Below are 25899 nucleotides of genomic sequence, written 5' to 3'. Positions count from 1 at the left end.
AACCGGCTGATCACGACAGGGGGAAAGTTGCAGGTCCGGACCCGCCACACCCCCACCTTCGGGGTGGCACGACTCGTCCTGGCACCCGGTGAGCCGGTGGTGGTCGAGCGCTCCGCCGTGCTCGCGACCAGCTACGGCGTCGCCGTCGACGGCCGCACCAAGTCGCCCGGCGTCCACGCCGCCCGGTGCACCGCGGGCCCCGAAGGCGGCTGGGTGGACGTCGCGCCACCCCTGCCCGGGGACCTGCACGTGCTCGACCTCGACACCACCACCGGCTGGTGCGTCGCCCGCGACAGCTGGCTCGCCTGCGCCGCCACCGCCCACCTCGACCCGGCCGCGCCGCCCGTGCGCGCGCTGCACGGCGGCGACCACGGCTTCCTGGCCTACGCCTTCGGCACCGGCCCGGTCGTGCTCAGCTGCTACGGCACGCTCGACGTGGTCACCCTCGAACCCGGCGAGCTGGTCACCGTCGCGAGCGGCCACGTCGTGGCGTTCGCCGACACCGTGCAGTGCCGGCTGCGGGCCGTTTCCCCGGACGCGCCCCAATCCGTGCGGAATGGCGAAGGGCTCGTCCTGGACTTCGCCGGACCCGGTCTCGTGCTCACCCGGACCCGCAGCCCGCGCGGACTCGTCAGTTGGTTGCGCGACAACGGATTCAGCGTCCGCTCATGACTCCATAAGGAGGTATCGGCGAACCCCCTCGTGCCTCTAGCGTGGCGGTTTGCTCAAGGTATTTCTCGAAGGAGGACGTCTTGGCTGTCGGCACGGTCAAGTGGTTCAACTCGGAGAAGGGCTACGGATTCATCGCGGCCGACGGCGGGCCGGATGTGTTCGTGCACTACTCGGCGATCCAGATGGAAGGCTTCCGGACGCTGGCCGAGGGCGACCGCGTGGAGTTCGAGATCCAGGCGGGGCGTGACGGCCGCAGCCAGGCATCGGACGTGCGGAAGGCATCGTGACCTCCGCCCGACCCGCCACGCGGCGGGTCGGGCCGCCTTCCCCTGGTCCGTTTGGCGGGAACCCCCTGTGGCCCCCTGTACGCGGACGTTAGGCTCCGTCGCGTGTCGGAGGACCTGAGCGGGCGACGGCTGGGCCACTACCGGATCGACGGGGTGCTCGGCCGCGGTGGCATGAGCGTGACCTACAAGGCCACGGACGTCAGGCTCGGTCGCAAGGTCGCGCTGAAGGTCATCGGCGAGCACCTCACCGCCGACGCGGAGTTCCGGGAGCGGTTCGTCGACGAGGCGCGCAACACCTCGGCGATCGACCACGCCAACATCGTGCCGCTCTACGACTTCGACGAGGTCGACGGGCTGCTCTACATCGCCATGCGGCTGGTCGACGGCCAGGACCTCGCCTCGCACATCAAGGACGGCCCGCTCTCGCCCGCGCGCACCCTCGCGCTGCTCGGCCAGGTCGCCGAAGCGCTCGACATGCTGCACGGCAAGGGGCTCGTCCACCTCGACGTCAAACCGGCGAACGTGCTGGTCACCACCAAGGAAGCCGCGGGGGAGCACGTCTACCTGGCCGACTTCGGCCTGACCCGGCGCGGCGCCACCGGGCACCGCACCCGCACCGGCGACTTCCTCGGCTCACCCACCTACGCCGCGCCCGAGCACCTGCGCGGCGAACCGCTCGACGGCCGCACCGACCAGTACGCGCTCGCGTGCATGGTGTTCGCGTGCCTGTCCGGCCGGCCGCCGTTCCAGGGTGGCGTGCAGGACGTCATCCAGGGCCACCTCGGCGCGGAGATCCCGTCGTTGACCTCGATGGTGTCGCTGCCGCCCGCGATCGACGACGTGCTGCGCAAGGGCACCGCCAAGGACCCCAACCAGCGGTACGGCTCGTGCGTCGAGCTGATCGCCGCGGCGCGGGCGGCGTTGTCCGGCGCGGTCCAGGGCTCGCCGCCGCCGCGCCGCGCCGACTCCGGGCCCGTGCCGATGGGGCCGCAGACCGGCGGCGTGCCCGTGGCGCAGCAGCAACAGCCGCAGCCGGGCCAGTACCGGCCGCCCTACCAGCAGCAACAACCCGGGTTCCTGCAGGACCCCGTGCGGCTGCGCCCACCCGCCCAGGTCGGCGCCAGCGCGTTCACCACCACCGGCAAGTCCCGGCCCGCGTGGTTCGCGCCCGTGGTCGCGGGCGCGGTGGCGATCGTGCTCATCGTCATCCTCGTGGTGATCCTCACGCCGAAGGATGAACCTCCGCGACAGGGTGGCAGCGGCGGCGCCAGCCAGTCCATCGAGGTCGGGGGCACGACCAGCGGCAAACCGCTGCCCACCAGCGTGCCCGTGCGCACGTCCCGCTGACCAGCTCTTCTTGCACTCTCCCCCGTCGAGTGCTAAACACGGTGTTGGCACTCGGAACACCTGAGTGCCAACACGCAGGCTAGGACGGTGAGGCCCGTCCCCCCTGGGGGCAGGTCGTCCGTCGCGGGCACCGAATCCTGGCCGAAGCACCGTGTTCCGCTGTGGGCGCGAGCCCCCAGTGGCCCCATTCGTAATCAGGCGGAGGAACACACCGCAATGGCCAAGATGATCGCGTTCGACGAGGATGCCCGCCGCGGTCTCGAGCGTGGCATGAACATTCTCGCCGACGCCGTCAAGGTGACGCTCGGCCCCAAGGGCCGCAACGTCGTGCTCGAGAAGAAGTGGGGCGCGCCGACCATCACCAACGACGGCGTCTCCATCGCCAAGGAGATCGAGCTCGAGGACCCGTGGGAGAAGATCGGGGCCGAGCTCGTCAAGGAAGTGGCGAAGAAGACGGACGACGTCGCGGGTGACGGCACCACGACCGCCACCGTGCTCGCCCAGGCTCTGGTCCGCGAGGGTCTGCGCAACGTGGCCGCGGGCGCCAACCCGCTCGGCCTCAAGCGCGGCATCGAGAAGGCCGTCGAGGCCGTGACCGAGCAGCTGCTGAAGACCGCCAAGGAGGTCGAGACCAAGGAGCAGATCGCCGCCACGGCGTCCATCTCCGCGGGCGACTCGACCATCGGCGAGCTCATCGCCGAGGCCATGGACAAGGTCGGCAAGGAAGGCGTCATCACCGTCGAGGAGAGCAACGCTCTCGGGCTCGAGCTCGAGCTCACCGAGGGCATGCGCTTCGACAAGGGCTACATCTCCGGTTACTTCGTGACCGACCCCGAGCGCCAGGAAGCGGTCCTCGAGGACCCGTACATCCTGCTCTACGGCTCGAAGATCTCGTCGGTGAAGGACCTGCTCCCGCTGCTGGAGAAGGTCATGCAGGGCGGCAAGCCGCTGCTGATCATCTCCGAGGACGTCGAGGGCGAGGCCCTGGCCACGCTGGTCGTCAACAAGATCCGCGGCACGTTCAAGTCCGTCGCCGTGAAGGCGCCCGGCTTCGGCGACCGCCGCAAGGCGATCCTGCAGGACATCGCGATCCTCACCGGTGGCCAGGTCATCACCGAGGACGTCGGCCTCAAGCTGGAGAACGCCGACCTGTCGCTGCTGGGCAAGGCGCGCAAGGTCGTCGTGACCAAGGACGAGACCACGGTCGTCGAGGGCGCTGGTGACGCCGAGCAGATCCAGGGTCGCGTCAACCAGATCCGCGCCGAGATCGAGAAGTCGGACTCCGACTACGACCGCGAGAAGCTGCAGGAGCGCCTGGCGAAGCTCGCCGGCGGTGTCGCGGTGATCAAGGCCGGTGCCGCCACCGAGGTGGAGCTGAAGGAGCGCAAGCACCGCATCGAGGACGCGGTGCGCAACGCGAAGGCCGCCGTCGAGGAGGGCATCGTCGCCGGTGGTGGCGTCGCGCTGCTCCAGGCCGCCGAGATCGCGTTCGAGGGCCTGAACCTCGAGGGCGACGAGGCGACCGGCGCCAACATCGTCAAGGTCGCCGTCGAGGCGCCGTTGAAGCAGATCGCCGTCAACGCCGGCCTCGAGGGCGGCGTCGTGGTGGAGAAGGTCAAGGGTCTCCCCGTGGGCCACGGCCTCAACGCCGCGACCGGCGTGTACGAGGACCTGCTGGCGGCCGGCGTGCCGGACCCGACCAAGGTCACCCGCTCGGCGCTGCAGAACGCCGCGTCGATCGCCGCCCTGTTCCTGACCACGGAGGCCGTGGTCGCGGACAAGCCGGAGAAGGCGGGCGCCGCCCCGGCCGTCCCGGACGCCGGCGGCATGGACTTCTGATCGGCCAGGTCATCTGACCGAAGGCCGATCGGCTGAAGTCGCGAAGGGCCCGGTTCACCACTGGTGAACCGGGCCCTTCACCGTTCTGACCTGCGGCGAAAGGATCTCGCCGAACACGATCGGGTGAGATTCGCCCGCACATGTACGGAAACGCTGTTACCGCCCCTCGGTTAGAACGAGACGGCGCCCCTCAACCACCCGCCCCATCCCGTGGGTTGTCGGCCGCCGCGGAACACCGGCACCGCGTTCGGCTGCCGGCGCATCGCTGCCGCTGCGGGCGCTGTGCGAGTCGGCAGGGGCGGCGGGGATCGTTGTGGCGCCGGGGGCGCAGCCGTGGCTGGGTGCGGGGTCGGTGGTAGCCGGGGCGGCAAGAGCGGCGGGGTGGGATTTCGGTCGACTGGCGGAGTGCGTGCGGCCACGCTGGACGGGTTGGTGGTTGGCGTCGAGGACTGGAGTGGGCACGTGCTCATCGCGCACCTGAGCGACCCGCACTTGCGGACCGATGCGTTGGCGGCTGAGCCGGCGGCGTTGTTGCGGTTGGCGTTGGGCAGGGTGTTGGCGGTGGATCCGCGGCCGGATTGCGTGGTGATCACCGGGGACCTGGTCGAGCACGGTCGGGTCGAGGCCTATGCGCAGTTGCGGGAGTTGGTGGGGGCGTTCCCGCTGCCCCTGCACCTGGTGACCGGCAACCACGACGATCCGGCGGCGTTGGTCGAGGTGTTCCGGGGGACCGGGTTGCTCGGTGGTGGGGAATCCGCGCACTACGCGGTCGACCACGAGGGGTTCACGGTGGTGGCGTTGGATTCCTGGCGGCCGGACGGGCCGGCCGGGTTGGTCGGCGAAGAGCAGTTGGCGTGGCTCGACGACGTGCTCGGGCGGCGGCCCGACGTGCCGGCCTTCGTCTGCCTGCACCACCCGCCGGTGGCGGTCGGGATTCCGTTGCTCGACGGCATGCGGCTGGAGGACGGGCCGGCGTTGGGTGAAGTGCTCGGGAAGCACGGCAACGTCGCCCGGGTGCTGGCCGGGCACGTGCACCGGGCGATCAGCGTGCCGTTCGCGGGAACGGTGGTGTCCGTCGCGCCGAGCACGTACCGCCAGACGTCGTTGACCCTGCGCGCCGACCGGCAGACCGGACATCTGGCCGAGCCGACGGGCTTCCTGCTGCACGTCGCGACCGAGTCGGGATTCGCCACGCACACGGTTGCGGTGAGTCAGGCGTGGGCGTTGTCGGGAACCTTTTAGGGATCGGGAATTCGCTCGGACGTGTGGGGTGGTGGTTGCACAAAGTTCAGGCGCCAAAACACACGAATGGGCGACGCAACGGGTCCGCCGCAGTGGCTTCGGCGAGGGCGTGGGACAGCGGTTTGCCGTCCGACAGGAGTTTGTGGAACGTCCCCATCGCCAGGGCGGCGGCCCGGTCGCCCACCTGGTTCACGGCGGCGACGACGGTGCGCGAGCCGCTCGCCAGCAGCGCGCCGGCGAAGCCCAGGGCTTCGTCGCCCGGCCGGATGTGACTCAGCGCCAGCGAGCACGCGGCCAGGATCACTCGTTCGGGCGCGACGGGGAGGCGGGCGGTCTCATGGGCGAACAGCGGCCCGTCGACCAGTTCCAGGCGGGAGAACAGGGCGTTGTCGGCGACGTGCTCGCCGTGCGCCGCGATGTGGGCCAACCGAGCGCCGTTCAACGACGCCAGCACGTCACTCACCGCTTCCGCCGTCACTGAATCGGGGTACGTCCCGCGGAGGTCGCTCACCTCGCCGACGACCTCCGGCAGGTTCGGCCCGGCCACCAGCACCACGCGCCGCGCAGACGTCCGGGTCGACAGCGCGTTCAACCACGCGGTCGCCGAAGGGGCTACCACGATCGGGCGGCCGTGCAGGGACGGCAGGGCGTTCCACGGCACCGCGTACAGGTCACCGGTCGGCACGACGACCAGCTCGCGCTCGCCGATCAACCCGGCCAACGGCCCGATCAACGCCTCGTCCAACCGCTCGGCCCGCCGCGCCGCCGACGCCCTCACCGCCGCCGCGAGCAGCGGCGACAGGTGGTCCGGGCCGAGCGCGTCCACGTCCGCGTGCAACTCCCGCGCCGACTCGAACACCCCGGCCGCACGCCCGAGCCGCACCAACGTCGCCTCGCCCGCCACCAGCACCACCGCCGACAGCACGTCACCGTGCGTCACGAAGCTCACCATCGCGCGATCACTCAACACGGGGTGCACGTCGGCCACCCGGCACACCGGCCGCGGCCGGCCCCACACGCTCGTGTGCCACCCGAGCCGTGCCACCTCGCGCTGCAGCTCGTCCAGCCGCTCCTCCAGCTCCGCCACCGGCCGGCCGTCCAACCGCGCCTGCTGCACCGCCCGCGTCAACGAGCGCGACTGCGCCACCCGCCGCGCCAGCACCGGGTCGTCGATCGCCGGCAACGGCTCGTACCGGTACACCTGCGCCCGCGTCCGCTCCAGCCAGTCGAACGCCGCCTCCGCGTCGCCGTCGTGGTCCAGCACCAGCCCGACGGCGAGTTCGCCCAGCTCACGCCCGTGCACGGCGGTGCCGCACAGCAGGTCGAGACCGCCCATCCGGTCGCGGACGCGGCCCAGCTCGGCCAGGCCCTCCTCGGCTTCGCGCAACGCCGACCCCGGTTCGCCCTCGGCCACGGCCAGCTCGGCGCGGCACAGCCGCAGCAGCATCCGGTGGTCGATCGGCGTGATGGGGCCCGGTGGCGGGACCTCGGCCAGCAGCGCGCGGGCGGAAGGGAGGTCGCCGCGCCGGATCGCCATCCGCACCGCGAGCAGCCTCGCGACGGCGGCCTCGTCGGTCAGCCCGACCGCGGTCAGCCGCTCGGCCAGCCGGGTCGCGCGGGACGGGCTGAGCCGCGCCGATACCCGCGCCGGGGCTGTCGGTGACGCCGCGGGACGGCCCTGAGCCGGGACGAGAGGTGCGGTGGGGTCGACCGGCTCCGGGCCGGCGGCGGACGGGATCGCGGGTGCGGCGGGTCTGGTCGGTTCCGCGCCGGAGGCCGGGAGCGCGGTTGCTGGGGCGCGCTCGGTGCCGGAGGTGCTGGGTGCGCTGCTGAGGGCGGTGGTGGGGCCGGCGGGGGAGGGGATTGCGGTGGTGGGGATGGTGAGGGACGGGAGCGCGGTCGGGGGTTGTGGAGCGCGCTCGGTGGTGGGTGGGGAGGCGGGCGAGAGGATGTGACCGGCGGGGGTCGAGGTGGTGGCGGTGGTGAAGTCGGCGCGCATGCGCATCAGGGCGGCCAGTTCGGCCCACGACTTGCTGCCGCGGCGGCGGAAGCGGCGTTGGGCTTGGTCGGCCAGGTGGTGGGCGGTGGTCGGGTCGCCTTGCAGCAGGGCGGCGGCGGCGCGGGCCAGTTCGGCTTCGGCGAGGTCCTGGCCGACCCGGCGGCGCCGCAGCACGACCAAGGCCTCGTCCAGGTGCCTGGCGGCCTCGTCGGCCAGGCCGGCGGCCAGCATCACGCGCGCCCGGTCGATCCTGGTCCGCGGCACGAGGTCGGGCGCGAGCAGGCGGAACACGCGCTCGGCCTGCTCGTGGTAGGCCAGCGAACGGGGCACGTCACCCGTCAGGTGGGCGATGTCGCCCAGGTTGCCCAGCGCCTTCGCCTTCAGCAGCGGCAGGTCGTCGGCCTCGGCCAGCTCGATCGCGCGGCGCATGTCCCGCTCCGCCGCCTCCGGCAGGCCGAACGCGATGGTGGTCAGACCCCGGTTCATCAGGGCCGTGGCCAGGGTCGCCGCGCCGACCGCCCCGGACGCCCACCCGGCTTCCAGTTGGCGCACGGACTCGTCGTACAGGGCGATGGCCTCGGCCGTGCGGCCGGCCCGGTGCAGGATCAGGGCCTGCTGGTCCTTCACGATCGCGCGCAGGCCGACCGCGTCCGGCCCCTCGGGCAGCCCGTCGATCAACCCGGCCGCCGTCCGCAGGTGCGCCAGTCCGCCCTCGACCGACTCCGTCTCCGCCTCGCCGTACGACAACGTGATCAGGATCCGGATGCGGACCGTGGTGGCTTCGACGGTCGGCGACATCACCGGCAGTGCGCGCAACGCGCGGCGCAGGAGCGTCACCGCGTCCGCCGGACGGCCGCGCGACGCCGCCCGGAAAGCCTGTTTGTGCAGGTCGGCCGCTACCTCGACACCGTTCGACGATGCGGTGGAGACCGGCAGGGCGGAACGAGGCACGGACACGTCCTTAATGCCAGCACACGGAACGTGTCCGAGAAGCCGTCTTGCGGATGCTGTCCGTGAGCCGAACGGGTCACTCTCGGTGAGTGGTCGATCGGTTACAACATGATCGTCGGCGTCACCACGGTCCGCCCCGGCTCGCCCCGGGAGTCGACCAGGTGCACCACGATCTGCGTGGTGCCCGCGGGCACGTCGGACAGCACGAACCGGCCGCCGTCGTCGGCCTTGGTGGTGCTCGACTCGTGCTCGGCCACCCGCACCTCGACGGTGTGCTCACCGGCGGGTACGAGCCAGCCGTCGATGCGGTGCCGCGCGCCGATGGACGTGAAGTTCACCATCAGCGTCAGGTTGTCCACCGTGAACGTGATGGTGCCGGGGCTGCCGCCGCGCACCCCGGCGAAGGAACCGGCACGTTCCCACCGGGCCACCTCGACGTCCAGGTTCTCCAGCGCCACCGCGAACTGGATGCGTTCGACGAGCCCCGCCGGGGGCGCGTCCAACTCGTACACCAGGCGGTTCAGTTCCGTGAGGACAGCGGTGTCCTCTTGGCCTCTGCGGTCATCGCGCGGGTCGATGTCGTTCACCGCGATCCTCCTTCCGCGTCGAGATGTGTGCGCAACATGGTCAGGCACCGACCCCGGGTGGGGCCGATGCTGCCGCGTGGCATGGACAGTGCTTCGGCGACCGCGCGGTACTCCGCCCGGCCGGCCAGCACGGTGAGCCGCAGAAGTTCCTGGCACTTCTGCGACAGTCGGCCGAAAGCCCGCCACAGCCGGTGGTCCCGGTCGTCGACCAGGGCGGCGTCCTCGGGCAGGCCGTACTCGCTCTCCAGTTGTTCCGCCAGCTCGTCGCTCAGCGCCGCTTCACGGCGAGCCGGTGTCCAGGTCCGTTGGGCCTCGCGGCGCGTCGCGACGACGAGCCACCCGGCCAGAGCCCGCGGCTCGACCAGCCGGTCGAGGTGCCGCAGCAGCGCGAGCCAGACCGTCTGCACCACGTCCTCGGCGGTGCTGCGGTCCAGCCCGTGCCCCCGGGCGACGTGCCACACCAGTGGGGTGAGGTCGGCGACCAGCACGTCCAGCGCCCTGCGGTCGCCGTCGCGCGCGGCGACGACGCAAGCCGCGTGCCGGTCCGTGCCGTCCAGCCCCTCCCACGGTGGGCGCTCACCGGCCGTGCGCAGTTCTCCCACGTCGTCACCTCCTTCTCGGCGTCCCCCAGCCGAAGCTGATCGTCACACACGTTCGCCGTCACCGGCGCGGCGGCGGTCCGCGGTGCCCCCCTCGCACCGCGGACCGCCCTCCCCCCCATTTCGCAGGCGAACCCCCGATCGGCACCCCTCGAAGCCGACCGACGACCGCCTTCCCCCTTCCCCCCAGCGGCTCTCAGCTGCCGGTCACCGGCGTGCCGTCGGTGTCCACCGGGACGCTGTGCGTCTGGTGGTGGCCCGTCGGCGTCACCGGCGGCAGGTCGTCCAGCTCGTCGTGCAGGTCCAGCTCGTCGACCGGCTCCTCGGCGAACTGCCTCTCCAGCTCCTCGGGATCCAGCTCGTCGACGCCAGGCGGATTGGCGCTCATGTGGCCTCCTCAGTCGGGGTTGAGGACCGGTCATCAGATAAGGAGTGAGTAGTTCTACGCGAGATACATCGGCTCGCTTTAACAGTTCACTCGGGTCGTTCCCGAGCCACCGGGCGTTATGGTCTAGACCATGCTCGAGGTCATCGCACTGGACGCCACCGACGCCGAAGCCGCGCAGGACGGTGGCGCGCACCGGCTGGAACTCACCGTCGACATGGCCGCGGACGGGCTGACGCCGCCGGTCGCCGTGCTGCGGGACGTGCTCTCCGCGACCGATCTGCCGGTCCGGGTCATGCTCCGCGACGCGCCCGGCTTCGCACCCGGCGACCTGGACCGGCTCCGGCGGGACGCGGCGGCGCTGCGCGAGGCGGGGGCGTCGGAGTTCGTGCTCGGCTTCCTCGACGCCGCCGGGTGGGTGGACGAGGCGGCGTGCGCGGCGCTCGTCGCGGAGCTGGACGGGTGCGCGTGGACCTTCCACCGGGCGCTGGACAACGCGGCCGATCCCGAGGCAGCGTGGACGGTGGTCGGGGGACTGGGGTGCGACACGGTGCTCGCGGCCGGCAGCCCGCGCGGCGTCGCGGACGGCTTCGCCGTGCTGGAGCGGTTGGCCGCACGGCAGGGCGCGGTGCGGCTGCTGGTCGGCGGTGGGTTGCGGGCCGGGCACGTCCCGGCGCTGAAGGCGGTCGGCGTCACCGGGTTCCACGTCGGTGGCGCGGTCCGGCCGGGCGGCTGGGACGCCCCGGTCTCCGCCGCCGCGGTCCGGACCTGGGCGGATCTGGTCTAGACCGTTTGCCGTCGCGGACATTAGCATCCCCGTTGCTTCCCTTGAAATAGCTGTTGCATATTGCGCAACGTTGCGAGAAGAGGTGGCGAGGATGCGGTTCGCACTGACAGCAGCCGCCGTCGGCGTCGCCGTGCTGGCCGGGTGCACCCCGGTCCAGTCCGGCCCCGTCACGGGCACCGGCACGGACGAGCAGACGGGCCACCTCCGGGTCTGGCTGTTCGACGAGGTCAACCACGGCCCGAAGGAGGCCGTGGTCCAGGAAGCGATCTCGGAGTTCCAGAACGCGCACGGCGGCGTCACGGTCGAGGTGCAGTACATCCAGGTTCAGACCCGCGCCGAGCGGTTCAAGGCCGCGTTCAGCGACCCGCGCAGCGCGCCCGACGTGGCCGAGTTCGGCAACACCGACCTGGCGGGCTACGTCGCGGGCGGCGGGTTCGCCGAGCTCGACCTCGGCGGCTGGGACGAGGCCAAGGACCTGCTGCCCGCCGTGCTGGACACCGGAAAGGTGGACGGCAAGGTATACGGCGTTCCGTGGTTCGTCGGCGTGCGCGCGCTCTACTACCGCACCGACGTCTTCCAGGAGCTGAACCTCCAGCCGCCGGCCACGTTGGACGAGATCGCGCCGCTGGCCCGGAAGATCCGGGCCGCCAAGCCCGATCTGCTCGGCATCTCCGCGGGCGGCAAGTACACCTACGGCGCGATGCCGTTCGTGTGGGCCAACGGCGGCGACATCGCCCGCAAGGACGGTGACAAGTACGTGGCCGCGATCGACAGCCCCGAGTCCAAGGCGGGCCTGCGCCAGTACACCGAGCTGATCGCGGACGACATCTGCCCGCCCTCCCAGTGCGCGGGCAACGGCGGCGACGCCAGCGTCGAGGCGTTCCGCGCGGGCAAGGCGGCGATGGTCATCGGCGGCGACTTCAACCGCAAGTCCGTCGACGCCTCCACCGCCGCGGGCAAGTACGCGGTCGTGCCGCTGCCCGGCAAGAAGGCGGGCGAGATCGCACCCGCGTTCGCGGGCGGCAACCTGCTCGGCGTGATGAAGGGCAGCGAGCGCAAGACGCTGGCCACCGAGTTCGTCCGGCTGCTGGCCGGCAAGCAGTACCAGCGCAAGATGTTCGAGGGGATGGGCAACCTGCCCACGTTCGGCGACGTGCAGGCGGAGGTCGCCGAGGCCAACCCGGTGCTGGAGCCGTTCATCAGGACGCTGGAGGCGGGCACGCGGTTCGTGCCGGTCACGCCGAACTGGGCCAAGATCGACGCCCAGGCCGTGCTGCCGACGTTGTTGCAGCAGGTCGCCGCCGGTGGCGAGGACCTCGACAAGGCGGCGAAGACCGCGGCCGACGAGATGAACGCCGCCTTCGCCTCGTAGCGGACGACCAAGGGACAAGAGCATGACGATGCGGACCGCCAAGGGTGACGGGCGGATCGCGTTCGCCTACCTCGCCCCGGCACTGCTGGTGCTGGTCGGGCTGATGGGCTACCCGATCTACCAGCTCGTGCTGATCTCCCTGTTCGACTACGGCCAGGAGCAGGTCAGCGGCGGCGCGCCGCTGACCTTCCTGGGCCTGGACAACTACGCGACCCTGCTGTCGCAGAGCCGGTTCTGGGCCGTGCTCGGGCAGACCGTCGCGTTCGCGGCGGCCTGCGTGGTCGGGACCCTGCTGGTCGGCGCCGCGCTCGCGGTGCTGGCCACCAGGGTCCGCACGTGGGCGCGGATGACGTTGTTCCTGGCCGCGCTGGGCGCGTGGGCGACGCCCGCGGTGGCCGGGTCCACGATCTGGCTGTTCCTGTTCGACGCCAACTTCGGGTTCGTCAACGAGGTCCTCGGCACCACCGGCATGTCCTGGACCTACGAGAAGTGGACGGCGTTCGGGCTGGTCGCCGCCCAGGTGATCTGGTGCTCGTTCCCGTTCGTCATGGTCACCCTGTACGCGGGGATCAAGGCGATCCCGGGCGAGGTGCTGGAAGCCGCCGCGCTGGACGGCGCGAGCACGGTCAGGACGGCGACCCGGGTGATCCTGCCGCTGCTGCGGCCGCTGCTGATCGTCGTCACGATCCAGTCGATCATCTGGGACTTCAAGGTGTTCACCCAGATCTACATCATGACCAACGGCGGCGGCATCGCGGGCCGCAACCTGGTGCTCAACGTCTACGCCTACCAGCAGGCGTTCGCCGCCTCGGAGTACGGGCTGGGCGCGAGCATCGGCGTGGTGACGACGGTGCTGCTGCTGCTCATCACCCTCGGCTACCTGCGGGCGCTGCGGCGGAGCGGGGAGGTGCTGTGAACCGGCGCGCGTCGCGGGGCATCGCCGAGGGCGTCGTGGTCGTCGTCGCGGCCGTGGTGGCGTTCCCGCTGTACTGGATGGTGCTCACGGCGCTCAAGCCCGAGGCGGAGGTGATCTCCACCGACCCGCGGCCGTGGACGCTCGCGCCCACCCTCGACAGCTTCGTGCGCGCGTTGACCGTGCAGAACTTCGGCCGCTACCTGCTCAACAGCGTCGTGGTGGCGGTCGCGGTGGTGGCGCTGAGCCTGCTGATCTCGTTCCTGGCCGCCACCGCGCTGACCCGGTTCCGGTTCCGCAGCCGCACCACCCTGCTGGTCATGCTGCTGGTGGTGCAGATGGTGCCGGTCGAGGCGCTGACCATCCCGCTGTTCTTCGTCATGCGGTCGGTGCGGGACGTGGTGCCGGTCTTCGGGCTCAACCACCTCGGCTCGCTGGTGCTGGTGCACCTGGCGTTCAGCCTGCCGTTCGCGATCTGGATGCTGCGCGGGTTCGTCGCGGCCGTGCCGGTGGAGCTGGAGGAGGCGGCGACGCTGGACGGCGCGTCCCGCTTCCGGTTCCTGTGGCAGGTGCTGTTCCCGCTGGTCGCCCCCGGTCTGGTGGCGACCAGCGTGCTGTCGTTCATCCACGCGTGGAACGACTTCCTGTTCGCCAAGACGTTCATCATCTCGGCGGCGGAGAACCAGACGCTGCCGCTGGCGCTGCAGGTGTTCGTCAAACCGGACCAGAACGACTGGGGCGCGATCATGGCAGGATCGACGGTGATGACGATCCCGGTGCTGGTCTTCTTCATCCTCGTGCAGCGGCGGCTGGTGGCCGGCCTGGCCGGGGCGGTGAAGTCGTGATCCTTCCGCGTCCCGTGTCGTTCACCCGGGGCGACGGCGAGGTGCCGTTCGACGGCACGTTCCAGGTCGAGCGCGTGGCCGGGCCCGCCGAGGGCTACCGGCTGTCGGTGTCGGCGGCGGGCGTGCGGGTCCGAGCGTCCGACGACGCCGGCGAGTTCTACGCCCGGCAGACGTTGCGGCAGCTCAGCGGGCCGGCGGCGTTCCGGGCCGTGCCGCCGGGTGCGGTCGCGCTGCCGGTGTGCGAGGTCGAGGACCACCCGCGGTTCGCGTGGCGCGGCGTGATGCTGGACGTGGCGCGGCACTTCCTGCCCAAGCACGACCTGCTGCGCTACGTCGACCTGCTGGCCGTGCACAAGCTCAACGTGCTGCACCTGCACCTGACCGACGACCAGGGCTGGCGGTTCGAGTCGCGGCGCTTCCCCCGGCTGCACGAGGTCGGCGGGTGGCGGCCCGACTCGCGGTTCGGCGACCGGCGGTCCGGCGGCCTGGCCGGGCGGCCCCACGGCGGCTACTACACCCAGGACGACCTGCGGGAAGTCGTCGCCTACGCGGCGCAGCGGCAGATCACGGTCGTCCCCGAGGTCGACGTGCCGGGGCACAGCCAGGCGGCCATCGCGGCCTACCCCGAGCTCGGGGTCTCCGGCGGCGGCGTGTGGACCGACTGGGGCGTCAACCCGAACGTGCTCCGGGCCGACGAGTCCACAGTGGACTTCTACCGGCAGGTGTTCGACGAGCTGCTGGACGTGTTCCCGGCCGAGGTGATCGGCCTGGGCGGCGACGAGGCGGCGGGTGGCGACGGGCGGTTCGTCCGCCGCATCGCCCAACACCTGCACCAGCGCGGCCGGCGGCCGTTCGGGTGGGACGAGGTGCTGGGCGTCGGACCGCTGCCGGCCCGCACGATCGTCGCGTCGTGGCGCGGCGAGGAACCCGGCCTGACCGCGCTGGACCGCGGCCACGACGTCGTGATGTGCCCCGAGGAGCACGTCTACCTGGACTACCGGCAGTCCGACCACCCGGACGAGCCGATCCCCGTCGGCACCGTCACCACGCTGGAGGACGTCTACCGGTACGAGCCCGCGGCGGCGGACCGGGTGCTCGGGGCGCAGGCCAACCTGTGGACCGAACACCTCGACTCGCCGCGGCGCCTGGACTACGCCGCGTTCCCCCGGCTGTGCGCGTTCGCCGAGGTCGTGTGGAGCCCCGCCGAACGGGACGAGGCGGAGTTCCTGGCCCGGCTGGCCGAGCACCACCTGCCGCGGCTCGACGCGCTCGGCGTCGAGTACCGGCCCCTCGCCGGGCCCCGGCCGTGGCAGGCGCTGCCGGGCGTGCCCGGGCACCCGCGCTGACCCGCTCGGCTCCGGGTCGGTCGGCTCCGGGTCGGTCGGCTTCGGGTCAGTCGGCTTCGGGCACGAGGATCCAGCAGGCGAGGTAGAGGATCGCGCCGGCGCCGACGCCGAAGAGGGTGGCGGCGACGAGCAGGATGCGCAGCAGCGCGGCGTCCACGCCGAGCATCTGTGCGGCGCCACCGCACACACCGGCGACCATCCTGTCGGTCCGGCTGCGGCGGAGCTTCTTGACCTTGGCGGTGGCTTCGGTGAGCACGTCGTTCGTCATGGCTCAAGAGTGCTCCGCCGGACCTTCGGGGACATCGGGGGCGCACCCTGACTTCCCCCGGACCCGCGCTCTCAGGGTGTCACCAGGACCTTGCCCCGGAGGCCGCCCACCTCCGGGGCGGTGCAGCTCGGTGGGGCCCACGTTCGTCGATCGTCGGTGGATCAGTCGCGAACGGCCGACTTCCCGGCGATCGAGCCGCCGTCTGCGGAGCAGCGGCAAGATGACACCGTGACGCCTGAGGAGCTCGCCGCCGAACTGGACCGGGTCGGCTACCTGCCCGACCGGGGCATCGCGACCGCCGCCTTCCTGGCCTGGCGCATGCACCGGCCGCTGTTCTGCGAGGGCGAGCCGGGCACCGGCAAGACCTCCCTGGCCGTCGCGCTCGCCCGAGCCCTCGACCTGCCCCTCATCCGGCTCCAGTGCCACGAGGGCATTGACGCCTCCCAAGCCCTCTACGACTGGGACTTCCCCCGCCAGCTCCTGCACCTGCGCGCCCTCGAAGCCGCCGGCCCGGTCGACGTCGAGCAGGCCGAAGCCTCCCTCTACACCCGCCGCTTCCTCCTCGCCCGCCCGCTGCTGCGCGCCCTCGAAGACGCGCCGTGCGTCCTCCTCGTGGACGAGGTGGACCGGGCCGACGACGAGTTCGAGGCGTTCCTGCTCGAAGTGCTCGGCGAGAACGCCGTGACGATCCCCGAGCTGGGCCGCGTCACCGCCGCCACCCCGCCGCTGGTCGTCCTCACCTCCAACCGCACCCGCGAGGTGCACGACGCCCTCAAGCGCCGCTGCCTCTACCACTGGCTCGAACACCCCGACCTGGCCCGCGAGGTCGCGATCCTGCGACGTCGGCTCCCCGAAGCCACCGAACGCCTCGCGCACCAGGTCGCGTCCGCCGTGCGGCGGTTGCGCGAGCTGGACCTGCTCAAGCCGCCGGGCGTCGCGGAGTCCCTGGACTGGGCCGAAGCCCTGCTCACCCTGGGCCGCACGGAACTGGACGCGGAGGCGGCGGCGACCACGCTCGGTGCCGTCCTCAAGTACCGGGAGGACGCCCGACGCGCCCTTTCAGCCGGTGTGCCCGGCAGCGTGACGGGGAGCACAATCGGGGGATGACGGGAGCCGGGGCGTCGAACGGGCTCGTGGGGTTCGCCCGCGCGCTCCGGCACGGTGGCGTCGCGTGCGGGCCGGACCGGGTGCAGGCGTTCGTCGCGGCGGTCGGTTGCCTGGACGTCGCACGGCAGGAGCACGTGTACTGGGCGGGACGCGTCACCTTGTGCGGGGAGCCCGACGACCTGCCCCGGTACGACGCGGCGTTCGCGGCCTGGTTCGGGGGCGTGCCGCCGGCCCCTCCCCGGGCCCGCGCCCGGCGGCCCAGCCACCTGGCGGCGCTCGGCGACGGGGCGGGCGGGCGGAGCCGGGCGGCGGTGCTCAAGGTCGCCGCCGGCGATGTGGAAGTGCTGCGGCGCAGGGACATCGCCACGTTGACCCCGGCCGAGAAGCGGCACCTGGACGAGCTGCTGGCCGTGCTGGCACCCGTGCCGCCGACCCGGCGGGCGCTGCGCCGGACCCCGGCCCGACGCGGTGCGATCGACCCCCGCCGCACGTTCCGGGACATGCTGGCCACCGGTGAGGCGGTCCGGCCGCGCCACCGCCGCCGCGCCACCCGGCCGCGCAAGGTCGTGCTGCTGATCGACGTGTCCGGCTCGATGAAGCCCTACGCCGACGCCCTCCTCCGCTTCGCGCACGTCGTCGCCCGCCGGATGCCGGTCGAGGTCTGCACGCTCGGCACCCGCCTGACCCGCGTCACCCGCCAGCTCCGCCACCGCGACCCCGAGCAGGCGCTGGCCGCCGCCGCACGCGCCGTCCCCGACTTCGAGGGCGGCACGCGGCTCGGCGAGACGCTGAAGGTCTTCCTGGACCGCTGGGGGCAGCGCGGGGCCGCCCGGCGCGCCGTCGTCGTGATCTGCTCGGACGGCTGGGAACGCGGCGACACCGCGCTGCTCGCCGAGCAGGCCGAACGGCTCAAGCGCCTCGCGCACAAGGTCGTCTGGGTGAACCCGCACGCCGGCCACGCCGGGTACGAGCCGGTGCAGTCCGGCATCGTCGCCGCCCTGCCGCACCTGGACCGGCTGCTCGCCGGGCACAGCCTCGACACCCTGCACGCCCTGCTGGAGGAGGTCCGACTTGCGTGATGTCCTCGCCGAACTGGCCCGTCGCGTCGACCGGGGTGAGACGGTCGGCGTCGGCACGGTGGTCGCCACGTTCAGCTCCGCGCCCCGGCCACCCGGCGCGGCGATGCTGGTCGGCGCGGACGGCGCCGTCGTCGGCAGCGTGTCCGGCGGTTGCGTCGAGGGCGCGGTCTACGAGCTGGCCCGGGAGGTGGTCCGGGACGGCGAGCCCGTGCTCCAGCGGTACGGGGTCAGCGACGACGACGCGTTCGCCGTCGGCCTGACCTGCGGCGGGATCATCGACGTCTACGTGGAGCCGGTGGACGCGGCCTCGTTCCCCGAGCTGCCCGAGGTGCTCGGGACGGTGCGGGCGCAGGAGCCGGTGGCCGTCGCGACGGTCGTCGAACACCCCGAGTGGGTCGGCCGGCGCCTGGTCGTCTGGCCCGACCGCGCCACCGGCGACATCCCGTCCGCACGGGCCAGGGACGCCATTACCGACGACGCGCGCGGCCTGCTCGCCACCGGCCGCAGCGGCACCCTGCGCTACGGGCCCGACGGGCAGCGGCGCGGCGAGGGCATGGCGGTGTTCGTGAACTCGTTCGAGCCGCCGCCCCGGATGCTGGTGTTCGGCGCGATCGACTTCGCCGCCGCCGTGGCCAGGCTGGGCGCGTTCCTCGGCTACCGCGTCACGGTGTGCGACGCGCGGCCGGTGTTCGCCACGACGAGCCGGTTCCCCGAAGCCGACGAGGTGGTCGTCGACTGGCCGCACCGCTACCTCGCCGCGCAGGCCGACGCGGGCAAGGTGGACGAGCGCACGGTGGTCGCCGTGCTCACCCACGACCCGAAGTTCGACGTGCCGCTGCTCGAGGTCGCGCTGCGGCTCAAGCTCGGCTACGTGGGCGCGATGGGGTCCCGCCGCACCCACGACGACCGGCTGCGGAGGCTGCGCGAAGCGGGCCTGGCCGAGGGCGAGCTGGCCGGGCTGTCGTCCCCGATCGGCCTGGACCTGGGCGCCCGCACGCCGGAGGAGACGGCGGTGTCGATCGCCGCGGAGATCATCGCGCTGCGCTGGGGCGGGGGAGGTGAGCGGCTGGCCCGCACGGACGGCGCCATCCACAAGTGAGGGTTGTTTGACGCGGCAACAACGAGCAGGCTCAGTGTGACCCCCATCACCACCACACTTGGAGGGTTCATGCGGATCACGGTCACCGTCGACGGCGTGGCCTACAGCGACGAGGTGGAACCGCGCACCCTGCTGGTGCACCACCTGCGCGAACGACTCGGCAAGACCGGCACGGTCGTGGGGTGCGACACCAGCAACTGCGGCGCGTGCACGGTGCACCTCGACGGGCGGAGCGTGAAGTCCTGCGCCGTCCTCGCGGTGCAGGCGAACGGCCGCGAGGTCACCACCATCGAGGGACTGGCCCGTGACGGCGAGCTGCACCCCGTGCAGCGGGCGTTCCACGAGAACCACGCGTTGCAGTGCGGCTTCTGCACCCCCGGCATGATCATGCAGGCCATCGACCTGCTCGAGGACAACCCCGACCCCGACGAGGACGAGGTCCGGCACGGCCTGGAGGGCAACCTCTGCCGCTGCACCGGCTACCAGAACATCGTCCGCGCCGTGCGCGCCGCGGCCGCCCGCACGTCCGCCGGGGGTGACGCGTGACCGCCACCGCCGAACCCGAGATCGGGAAACCCCGCCGGCGCAAGGAGGACGCCCGGCTGATCACCGGCGCGACCCGCTGGACCGACAACCTCCAGCTCACCGGGATGCTGCACATGGCGTTGCTGCGCAGCCCCGTGGCGCACGCCCGGATCACGTCGATCGACGTCACCGAGGCCGTGCGGATGCCCGGCGTGCTGGTCGTGCTCACCGGCCGGGACCTGGCCGACGAGCAGGGCAGCCTGCCGTGCGCGTGGCCGATCACCGAGGACATGCTCGCGCCGCCCGCGCCGTCGCTGGCCGTGGACCGGGTGAACTTCGCGGGCGAGGCCGTCGCGCTGGTCGTGGCCCGCACCGCGGCCGAGGCGCACGACGCGCTGGCCGTGATCGACGTGGACTACGAGGACCTGCCCGTCGTGCTGGACCTGGAACGCGCCGTCGCGGACGACGCCGACCTCGTGCACCCCGAGCTGGGCACCAACAAGAGCGCGACCTGGGTGTTCGACTCCGCCGAGGCGGGTACCGGCGACGACGTGGACCGGGTCATCGCCGAGGCCGAGGTGGTCGTCGAGCGCACGTTCCGCCAGCAGCGGCTGATCCCGGCGTTCATGGAACCCCGCTCGGTCGTGGTCGACCCGTCGCCCGACTCGGTGACGGTGTGGTCGTCCACGCAGGTGCCGCACATCCTGCGGTGGATGCTGTCGGCCGTGCTCGGCATCCCCGAGCAGCAGGTCCGGGTGATCGCGCCGGACGTCGGCGGCGGCTTCGGCGGCAAGCTCCAGGTCACGCCGGAGGAGGTGCTGACCCTGCTGGCCGCGCGCCGGCTCGGCAAGCCGGTCAAGTGGACCGAGTCGCGCACCGAGTCGATGCTGTCCGGCCACCACGGCCGCGACCAGCTCCAGCGCGTCACGATCGCGGCCCGCCGCGACGGCACGGTCACCGGCCTGAAGGTCGACCTGCTCGCCGACATGGGCGCCTACCTTCGGCTGATCTCGTCGGGCGTGCCGATCCTGGGCGCGTTCATGTTCAACGCCATCTACAAGTTCGCCGCCTACCGGTTCACCTGCACGAACGTGTTCACCACCAAGGTGCCGACCGACGCGTACCGCGGCGCGGGCCGACCCGAGGCCACGTTCGCCATCGAGCGGATCATGGACGAGCTGGCCGCCGAGCTGGGCGTCGACCCGCTGGAGCTGCGGGAGAAGAACTGGATCAGGCACGACGAGTTCCCGTTCACCACCGTCGCCGGCCTGACCTACGACTCGGGCCACTACGAGGCCGCCACCGCCCGCGCCAAGGAGCTGTTCGGCTACGACGCGCTGCGCGCCGAGCAGGCCGAGCGCCGCGCCGCCGGCGACGTGGTGCAGCTCGGCATCGGCATCTCCACCTACACCGAGATGTGCGGGCTCGCGCCGTCCCGCGTGCTCGGCGCGCTGCGCTACGCGGCGGGCGGCTGGGAGCACGCGGCGATCCGGATGCTGCCCACCGGCAAGGTCGAGCTGATCACCGGCACCTCGCCGCACGGCCAGGGCCACGTGACGGCGTGGAGCCAGATCGTGGCCGACCGGCTCGGCGTGCCGTTCGAGGACGTCGAGGTGCTGCACGGCGACACCCGCGTCGCGCACCGCGGCATGGACAGCTACGGCTCCCGGTCGCTGGCCGTCGGCGGCGTGGCCGTGGTGCTGGCCGCGGACAAGGTGCTGGCCAAGGCGCGCACGGTCGCCGCGCACCTGATGGAGGTCGCCGAGGACGACGTCGAGTTCACCGCCGGCACGTTCGCCGTGCGCGGCACGTCCACGACCATGGCGCTGGGTGACGTGGTGGTCGCCGCGCACGTCGCGCACAACCTGCCCGACGGGGTGGAACCCGGCCTGGACGCCGAGGCCACGTTCGACCCGGACGACTTCTCCTACCCGCACGGCACCCACCTGTGCGCCACCGAGGTGGACACCCGGACGGGCGCGGTGAAGATCCGCTCGTACGTGTGCGTGGACGACGTCGGCACGGTCGTCAACCCGCTGATCGTGGAAGGCCAGGTGCACGGCGGCCTGGCGCAGGGCATCGCCCAGGCGCTGTACGAGGAGGCCGTGCACGACGAGAGCGGCACGCTCACCACCGCCACCTTCGCCGACTACCTGCTGCCGTCCGCGGTCGACCTGCCGCACTTCACCACCGACCGCACCGAGACGCCCGCGACCAGCAACCCGCTGGGCGTGAAGGGCGTCGGCGAGGCGGGCACGATCGCGTCCACGCCCGCCGTGGTCAACTCGGTCGTGGACGCCCTGCGGCACATGGGCGTCACCCGGGTGGAGATGCCGTGCACCCCGATGCGGGTGTGGAAGGCGATCCACGGCCGTGCCGCCGACGTCCCGACGACCCCCGGAGCGGGCGGCGGCCTGGGCTCCATCACCCCGCAGGGAGGTGCCGAGTGATCCCGGCCGCGTTCGACTACGTCGCGCCCACCACCGTCGAGGAGGCGGTGCGCGCCCTGGCCGCCGGCGGCGAGGACGCCAAGGTGATGGCCGGCGGGCAGAGCCTCATCCCGGTGCTGCGGATGCGGCTGGCCGCGCCGACCGTGGTGGTGGACCTGTCCGGGCTCACCGAGCTGACCGGCGTGCACGACGACGGCGACTGGCTGCGCATCGGGGCCATGACCACGCACCACGAGGTGCAGCGGGACCCGTTGGTGCGCCGGCACGCGGCGCTGCTGCGGCTGGCCACGGACACCGTCGCCGACCCGCAGGTGCGGCACCGCGGCACGTTCGGCGGCTCGCTGGCCCACGCCGACCCGGCGGGCGACCTGCTCGCGCCCGCGCTGGCACTGGACGCGGTGATGGTGTGCGTCGGGCCCGACGGCACGCGGGAGGTGCCGGCCGCGGAGTTCTTCGTCGACTACTTCACCACCGCGCTGGCACCCGACGAGCTGCTCACCCACGTCAAGGTGCCCAAGCTGACCGGCTGGGGCGCGCGCTACGAGAAGTTCAACCGGGTCGCGCAGGCGTGGTCGATCGTGGCGGTGGCCGCCGCGGTGCGCGTGTCCGACGGTCGGATCACCGACGCGCGGGTCGGGCTGACCAACATGGGCCCCACCCCGGTGCGGGCCCGCGGCGTGGAGGAGGCGCTGGTGGGGCAGCCCGCGACGGCCGAGGCGATCACGGCGGCGGCCACCCGTGCCGCCGAGGGCGCCGACCCGCCCAGCGACGGCAACGCCGACGCCGAGTACCGGTCGCACCTGGCCCGCGTGCTCACCGAGCGGGCGGTGACGGCCGCGGTGAGCGCATGAAGCTCGAACACCGGTTCACCGTGCCCGCGCCCGCGCCCGACGTGTGGGCGGCGCTGCTCGACCCGGAGAAGGTGGCGCCGTGCATTCCCGGCGCCACCCTGACCGGCGTCGACGGGCGGACGTTCACCGGCACGGTCAAGGTCAAGCTCGGGCCCGTGACGCTGCTCTACAAGGGCACCGGCGAGTTCACGTCCGTCGACGAACGGGTGCACGCGGCCGTGCTCAAGGCCACCGGCAAGGACACCAGGGGCAACGGCACGGCGTCGGCTTCGGTGTCGGTGGCGCTGACGTCGGCCACCGGCGGCACCGAGGTGTCGGTGGTCACGGACCTGAACGTCACCGGCCGTCCCGCCCAGTTCGGCCGCGGTCTGATCAGCGAGGTCAGCGGCCGGCTCATCGCCGAGTTCGCCGAATGCCTGGCGACTCGGCTCGCGCCGGCGGAAGCTGAGCGGGTGACGCCTACCGAGACCGCCGCCAGGCCGCACCTGCGCGCCGTGCCGGACGAGCCCCTCGACCTGGTCGGCACCGCCGGCGTGCCCGTGCTCAAGCGGGTGCTGCCGGTCGCGGCCGGGCTGCTGGCGGTCGTGCTGCTGGTGCGCAAGCTCCGCGGGCGGCACCGCTGAACGCGCGCGGCGGGCGGCCGGTCCTCGGGCTGGTCGCCTGCCTCGGCGTGCTGGTGGCGTGCACCGGGTCGCCGGTCGTGGTCACGTCACCGCGCGCGCCCGCGTCCACCACGTCCTCGGCGGCACCCGAGCCGCCGTCGTTCACGCTCGCCGCGGGCGGCGACATCCTGATCCACCCGGCGCTGACCGAGCAGGCCGACGCCGACGGCGCGCGGAACTTCGTGCCGCTGCTGGAGGGGCTGCGCGAGGCGATCGCCGCCGACGTGTCGATCTGCCACCTGGAGACGCCGCTGTCCGCGCCCGGCGCGCCCACCTACGGCTACCCGGCGTTCAGCGCGCCGCCCGAGGTCGCGTCGGCGTTGAAGGAGATCGGCTACGACAGCTGCTCCACCTCGTCCAACCACACCCTCGACCGGGGCGCGCCCGCCATCAGGACCACGCTGGACGTGCTGGACGCGGCCGGGCTCAAGCACACCGGGTCGTTCCGCTCGCCGGAGGAGTCCGCGACGCCGCTGCTGCTGGACGTCGACGGGGTGAAGGTCGGGCACATCGCGTTCACCTACGGGTTCAACGGCATCCCGCTGCCCCAGCCGTGGATGGCGAACCAGCTGTCCACCGAGGGCGTGCTGGCGGCCGCGCGCGCGGCGAAGGCGGCCGGCGCGGAGGTCGTGGTGGCGAGCCTGCACTGGGGCGACGAGTACCGGCACGAGGCGACGCCGCAGCAGAAGGAGATGGCGCGCGCCTTGCTGGCGGACCCGGCGGTGGACCTGATCATCGGCACGCACGTGCACGCCGTGCAGCCGATCGAGCAGATCAACGGCAAGTGGGTCGTCTACGGCATGGGCAACGAGGTGGCCCGCCACTCCGAGCCGCGCGGCATCACCGAGGAGGGCATCGTCACCCGGTTCAAGTTCGTGAAGGGACCGTCCGGCTGGGCGGTGGCCGAGGCGTCCTACCTGCCGACGCTGGTCGAGTTCGGCCCGCCGATCCGCGTGGTCGACCTGACCCGCGTCCCGCCCAACCCCCGCCGCACCGAAGCGCTCAACCGCACCGACGGCGTCGTGCGCAGCCTCGGCGCCCCGATCGCCCACCCCTGACCCGAGCGCCGGGACTGGCTACGGCGCCCCGACCGCCGAGCCGCGGTGTGGACCACGTCGAGACCGACGACCCCGGCGTGCCGTCGATGTGGCTGCTGCCGCACGGCGCGGCGGTGCACCTCACGCCTGACCGCCTTCCCCGACCCGACCCCGTGCCGGGTCACGGGCCGCCCCGATCGAGCCGTCAGAGCAGGGCGCGGACGCGGTCCAGGCGGGACAGCCAGCGGGTGGTGGTGGCGTCGTCGGCGCGGAAGTCGGTGAAGCGGTCCGGTTTCGGGGGGTGGGGTGGAATGGGCAGGTGGCCGTTCACCGGGAGCAGGGAGTCGGTGGTCACGTCGCCGTCCATCAAGGACAGCGTGGCCAGGCCGCACGCGAAGTCCAGGTCGGGCAGCGCACCGGCCAGCGCCAGGCCGGCCGCCATCCCGACCGACGTCTCCACCGCCGACGACACCACGCACGGCAGGCCGCACGCCTCCGCCACGGCCAGCGCCCGCCGCACACCGCCCAGCGGCGCGACCTTGATCACGGCCACGTCCGCCGCCCCGGCCACCGCGACCTTCATCGGGTCCTCGGCCCGCCGGATCGACTCGTCCGCCGCGATCCGCACGTCCACCCGCCGCCGCACCGCCGCCAGCTCCCCGATCGACGGGCACGGCTGCTCGACGTACTCCAGGCCGCCGGCCGCCCGGTCCAGCTCCCGGATGGCCCGCACGGCCGTGTCGACGTCCCACGCCGTGTTCGCGTCCACCCGGATCGCCCCCGACGGCCCGAGCGCGTCGCGCACCGCCTCGACCCGCGCCACGTCGTCGGACAGCGGCGTGCCCGGGTCGGCGACCTTCACCTTCGCGGTGCGGCAGCCGGACCGGGCCACGATGTCGTGCGCGCGTTCCGGGGAGACGACGGGAACCGTGCAGTTGACCGGGATCTCGGACCGCACCGGCGCGGGCCACCCCTGCTCGGCCGCCTCCAGCGCGCACGCCAGCCACGGCGCGCACTCCTCGTCCGAGTAGTCGAGGAACGGGCAGAACTCACCCCACCCGGCGGGCCCTTCCAGCAGCACGCCCTCGCGCACCGTGATGCCGCGGAACCGGTTGCGCATCGGGATCGAGTAGACCAGCACCCGACGAGCTTAGAGCGGGTCCAGCGCGGCGACGCGGCGCAGTGCGGTGCCGGTCAGCTCCGGGTCCGACTCCTCCACCACGATCCGCAGCGCGTCCTCGAACTGGTCCAGCCGGCGGTCCAGCTCGGCCAGCCCGCGGGTCGGCTCGGCGATCGCGGCGGCCAGGCCGGGCCGGTTCTCGGTGCGCGCCAACGCCTCCCGCAACGGCTGGCTGTCCCGCAACGCCACCAGCGCCCGCCACAGCAGCCGCTCGACCAGGGCCACCCGGGACGGGTCCAGGCCGCGCACGGCGTCGAAGTGCCCGCACAACCGGCCCGCGCGCCGCCGTTGCGCGGCGTCGGTGAACTGCTCGCAGTGCACGACGTCCCGCGCGTCGGCGGCCACGGCCACGTCCCACTCCGTCGACCGGGACCACGGCCACCGCCGACGCGCGGCACGGCGGATCGCCCCGACGTCGGCCCCCGGCCGCCACATCCACCAGCGGGGTAACGGTGCCACCCGGGTCACGG

General features: G+C 72.8%; 25 protein-coding genes. 18 read left to right on the top strand and 7 right to left on the bottom strand.

The window, feature by feature from the left end:
- The first annotated feature begins 27 nt into the window (after nt 1-27).
- From FHX81_RS18975 to FHX81_RS18955, 5 genes are all read left to right on the top strand, one after another.
- The gene (locus tag FHX81_RS18975) at nt 28-672 is read left to right on the top strand and encodes an AIM24 family protein (RefSeq protein WP_141979438.1); all 645 of its coding nucleotides are present in this window, start codon (nt 28-30) and stop codon (nt 670-672) included.
- A gap of 80 nt (nt 673-752) precedes the next feature.
- On the top strand, nt 753-959 hold the full coding sequence (locus FHX81_RS18970) for a cold-shock protein (protein WP_033432301.1): 207 nt from the start codon (nt 753-755) through the stop codon (nt 957-959).
- A 102-nt stretch (nt 960-1061) separates the two neighbouring features.
- The gene (locus tag FHX81_RS18965; RefSeq protein WP_141979437.1) at nt 1062-2306 is read left to right on the top strand and encodes a serine/threonine-protein kinase; all 1245 of its coding nucleotides are present in this window, start codon (nt 1062-1064) and stop codon (nt 2304-2306) included.
- Nucleotides 2307-2522: 216 nt separating this feature from the next.
- Nucleotides 2523-4145: a chaperonin GroEL gene (groL, locus tag FHX81_RS18960; protein WP_141979436.1), complete on the top strand. Its 1623-nt coding sequence runs from the start codon at nt 2523-2525 to the stop codon at nt 4143-4145.
- Between the two features lie 432 nt (nt 4146-4577).
- Complete coding sequence (locus tag FHX81_RS18955) at nt 4578-5387, top strand: phosphodiesterase (RefSeq protein WP_246108270.1); 810 nt, start codon at nt 4578-4580, stop codon at nt 5385-5387.
- 46 nt (nt 5388-5433) lie between these two features.
- Here the strand turns inward: FHX81_RS18955 and FHX81_RS18950 are convergent, their stop codons facing one another.
- The 4 genes from FHX81_RS18950 to FHX81_RS18935 all read right to left on the bottom strand — a co-directional run bounded on the left by FHX81_RS18950 (nt 5434) and on the right by FHX81_RS18935 (nt 9911).
- Nucleotides 5434-8337 carry a CHAT domain-containing protein gene (locus FHX81_RS18950; RefSeq protein ID WP_246107882.1) on the bottom strand — a complete coding sequence of 968 codons (2904 nt, stop codon included), beginning with the start codon at nt 8335-8337 and terminating at the stop codon, nt 5434-5436.
- 101 nt (nt 8338-8438) lie between these two features.
- Nucleotides 8439-8861, bottom strand: coding sequence for a carboxypeptidase regulatory-like domain-containing protein (locus tag FHX81_RS18945; RefSeq protein ID WP_387488077.1), 423 nt, complete (start codon nt 8859-8861; stop codon nt 8439-8441).
- Nucleotides 8862-8920: 59 nt separating this feature from the next.
- The gene (locus FHX81_RS18940; RefSeq protein ID WP_053718676.1) at nt 8921-9526 is read right to left on the bottom strand and encodes an RNA polymerase sigma factor; all 606 of its coding nucleotides are present in this window, start codon (nt 9524-9526) and stop codon (nt 8921-8923) included.
- 193 nt (nt 9527-9719) lie between these two features.
- Nucleotides 9720-9911, bottom strand: coding sequence for a hypothetical protein (locus tag FHX81_RS18935; RefSeq protein ID WP_141979434.1), 192 nt, complete (start codon nt 9909-9911; stop codon nt 9720-9722).
- Between the two features lie 130 nt (nt 9912-10041).
- Between FHX81_RS18935 and FHX81_RS18930 the strand changes: the two genes are divergently transcribed.
- The 5 genes from FHX81_RS18930 (at nt 10042) to FHX81_RS18910 (ending at nt 15171) form a co-directional block, all read left to right on the top strand.
- Nucleotides 10042-10695, top strand: a complete 654-nt coding sequence (locus FHX81_RS18930; RefSeq protein WP_141979433.1) for a copper homeostasis protein CutC — start codon at nt 10042-10044, stop codon at nt 10693-10695.
- 91 nt (nt 10696-10786) lie between these two features.
- Nucleotides 10787-12067 (top strand): extracellular solute-binding protein, encoded by a 1281-nt coding sequence (locus FHX81_RS18925; RefSeq protein ID WP_141979432.1) that lies wholly within the window; start codon nt 10787-10789, stop codon nt 12065-12067.
- Nucleotides 12068-12095: 28 nt separating this feature from the next.
- Nucleotides 12096-12983 carry a carbohydrate ABC transporter permease gene (locus FHX81_RS18920; protein WP_425473888.1) on the top strand — a complete coding sequence of 296 codons (888 nt, stop codon included), beginning with the start codon at nt 12096-12098 and terminating at the stop codon, nt 12981-12983.
- Nucleotides 12980-13825: a carbohydrate ABC transporter permease gene (locus tag FHX81_RS18915; RefSeq protein WP_141979430.1), complete on the top strand. Its 846-nt coding sequence runs from the start codon at nt 12980-12982 to the stop codon at nt 13823-13825. Before FHX81_RS18920 ends, FHX81_RS18915 begins: the two co-directional genes overlap by 4 nt.
- Nucleotides 13822-15171: a beta-N-acetylhexosaminidase gene (locus FHX81_RS18910; protein WP_141979429.1), complete on the top strand. Its 1350-nt coding sequence runs from the start codon at nt 13822-13824 to the stop codon at nt 15169-15171. The genes FHX81_RS18915 and FHX81_RS18910 overlap by 4 nt, the downstream gene beginning before the upstream one ends.
- Before the next feature lie 46 nt (nt 15172-15217).
- Here the strand turns inward: FHX81_RS18910 and FHX81_RS18905 are convergent, their stop codons facing one another.
- Nucleotides 15218-15439: a PspC domain-containing protein gene (locus FHX81_RS18905; protein ID WP_141979428.1), complete on the bottom strand. Its 222-nt coding sequence runs from the start codon at nt 15437-15439 to the stop codon at nt 15218-15220.
- Nucleotides 15440-15667: 228 nt separating this feature from the next.
- On the opposite strand from FHX81_RS18905, the gene FHX81_RS18900 reads away from it, so the two are divergent.
- The 8 genes from FHX81_RS18900 (at nt 15668) to FHX81_RS18865 (ending at nt 24270) form a co-directional block, all read left to right on the top strand.
- A complete protein-coding gene (locus tag FHX81_RS18900) occupies nt 15668-16546 on the top strand; it encodes an AAA family ATPase (RefSeq protein ID WP_342787215.1) in 879 nt (292 codons plus the stop codon).
- Nucleotides 16543-17625 (top strand): vWA domain-containing protein, encoded by a 1083-nt coding sequence (locus FHX81_RS18895; RefSeq protein ID WP_141979427.1) that lies wholly within the window; start codon nt 16543-16545, stop codon nt 17623-17625. The genes FHX81_RS18900 and FHX81_RS18895 overlap by 4 nt, the downstream gene beginning before the upstream one ends.
- A complete protein-coding gene (locus FHX81_RS18890) occupies nt 17618-18724 on the top strand; it encodes an XdhC family protein (protein WP_141979426.1) in 1107 nt (368 codons plus the stop codon). The genes FHX81_RS18895 and FHX81_RS18890 overlap by 8 nt, the downstream gene beginning before the upstream one ends.
- 69 nt (nt 18725-18793) lie before the next feature.
- Nucleotides 18794-19270 carry a (2Fe-2S)-binding protein gene (locus FHX81_RS18885; RefSeq protein WP_141979425.1) on the top strand — a complete coding sequence of 159 codons (477 nt, stop codon included), beginning with the start codon at nt 18794-18796 and terminating at the stop codon, nt 19268-19270.
- A complete protein-coding gene (locus tag FHX81_RS18880; RefSeq protein WP_141979424.1) occupies nt 19267-21699 on the top strand; it encodes a xanthine dehydrogenase family protein molybdopterin-binding subunit in 2433 nt (810 codons plus the stop codon). Before FHX81_RS18885 ends, FHX81_RS18880 begins: the two co-directional genes overlap by 4 nt.
- Nucleotides 21696-22550, top strand: a complete 855-nt coding sequence (locus tag FHX81_RS18875; protein ID WP_141979423.1) for an FAD binding domain-containing protein — start codon at nt 21696-21698, stop codon at nt 22548-22550. Before FHX81_RS18880 ends, FHX81_RS18875 begins: the two co-directional genes overlap by 4 nt.
- Nucleotides 22547-23173: an SRPBCC family protein gene (locus FHX81_RS18870; protein WP_141979422.1), complete on the top strand. Its 627-nt coding sequence runs from the start codon at nt 22547-22549 to the stop codon at nt 23171-23173. The genes FHX81_RS18875 and FHX81_RS18870 overlap by 4 nt, the downstream gene beginning before the upstream one ends.
- A 47-nt stretch (nt 23174-23220) precedes the next feature.
- Entirely contained in the window at nt 23221-24270 is a 1050-nt protein-coding gene (locus FHX81_RS18865; protein ID WP_246107881.1) for a CapA family protein, read from the top strand.
- Nucleotides 24271-24454: 184 nt separating this feature from the next.
- Here the strand turns inward: FHX81_RS18865 and FHX81_RS18860 are convergent, their stop codons facing one another.
- The gene (locus FHX81_RS18860; protein WP_141979420.1) at nt 24455-25390 is read right to left on the bottom strand and encodes an o-succinylbenzoate synthase; all 936 of its coding nucleotides are present in this window, start codon (nt 25388-25390) and stop codon (nt 24455-24457) included.
- A gap of 9 nt (nt 25391-25399) precedes the next feature.
- Nucleotides 25400-25864: a hypothetical protein gene (locus FHX81_RS18855; protein WP_141979419.1), complete on the bottom strand. Its 465-nt coding sequence runs from the start codon at nt 25862-25864 to the stop codon at nt 25400-25402.
- Nucleotides 25865-25899 lie beyond the last annotated feature (35 nt).

Source organism: Saccharothrix saharensis (assembly GCF_006716745.1).
In the GTDB taxonomy this organism is placed as follows: Bacteria; Actinomycetota; Actinomycetes; order Mycobacteriales; family Pseudonocardiaceae; genus Actinosynnema; species Actinosynnema saharense.
Note: the sequence above shows the minus strand (reverse complement) of the source record. Positions and strands in the feature narration are given on the sequence as shown.

Bases quoted from the DNA above. Each gene is read 5' to 3' on its own strand.
- groL (WP_141979436.1), top strand. From the start codon at position 2,523: ATGGCCAAGATGATCGCGTTCGACGAGGATGCCCGCCGCGGTCTCGAG.
- FHX81_RS18935 (WP_141979434.1), bottom strand. From the start codon at position 9,911: ATGAGCGCCAATCCGCCTGGCGTCGACGAGCTGGATCCCGAGGAGCTG.
- FHX81_RS18930 (WP_141979433.1), top strand. From the start codon at position 10,042: ATGCTCGAGGTCATCGCACTGGACGCCACCGACGCCGAAGCCGCGCAG.
- FHX81_RS18925 (WP_141979432.1), top strand. From the start codon at position 10,787: ATGCGGTTCGCACTGACAGCAGCCGCCGTCGGCGTCGCCGTGCTGGCC.
- FHX81_RS18920 (WP_425473888.1), top strand. From the start codon at position 12,096: ATGCGGACCGCCAAGGGTGACGGGCGGATCGCGTTCGCCTACCTCGCC.
- FHX81_RS18905 (WP_141979428.1), bottom strand. From the start codon at position 15,439: ATGACGAACGACGTGCTCACCGAAGCCACCGCCAAGGTCAAGAAGCTC.
- FHX81_RS18895 (WP_141979427.1), top strand. From the start codon at position 16,543: ATGACGGGAGCCGGGGCGTCGAACGGGCTCGTGGGGTTCGCCCGCGCG.
- FHX81_RS18885 (WP_141979425.1), top strand. From the start codon at position 18,794: ATGCGGATCACGGTCACCGTCGACGGCGTGGCCTACAGCGACGAGGTG.
- FHX81_RS18870 (WP_141979422.1), top strand. From the start codon at position 22,547: ATGAAGCTCGAACACCGGTTCACCGTGCCCGCGCCCGCGCCCGACGTG.
- FHX81_RS18855 (WP_141979419.1), bottom strand. From the start codon at position 25,864: ATGTGGCGGCCGGGGGCCGACGTCGGGGCGATCCGCCGTGCCGCGCGT.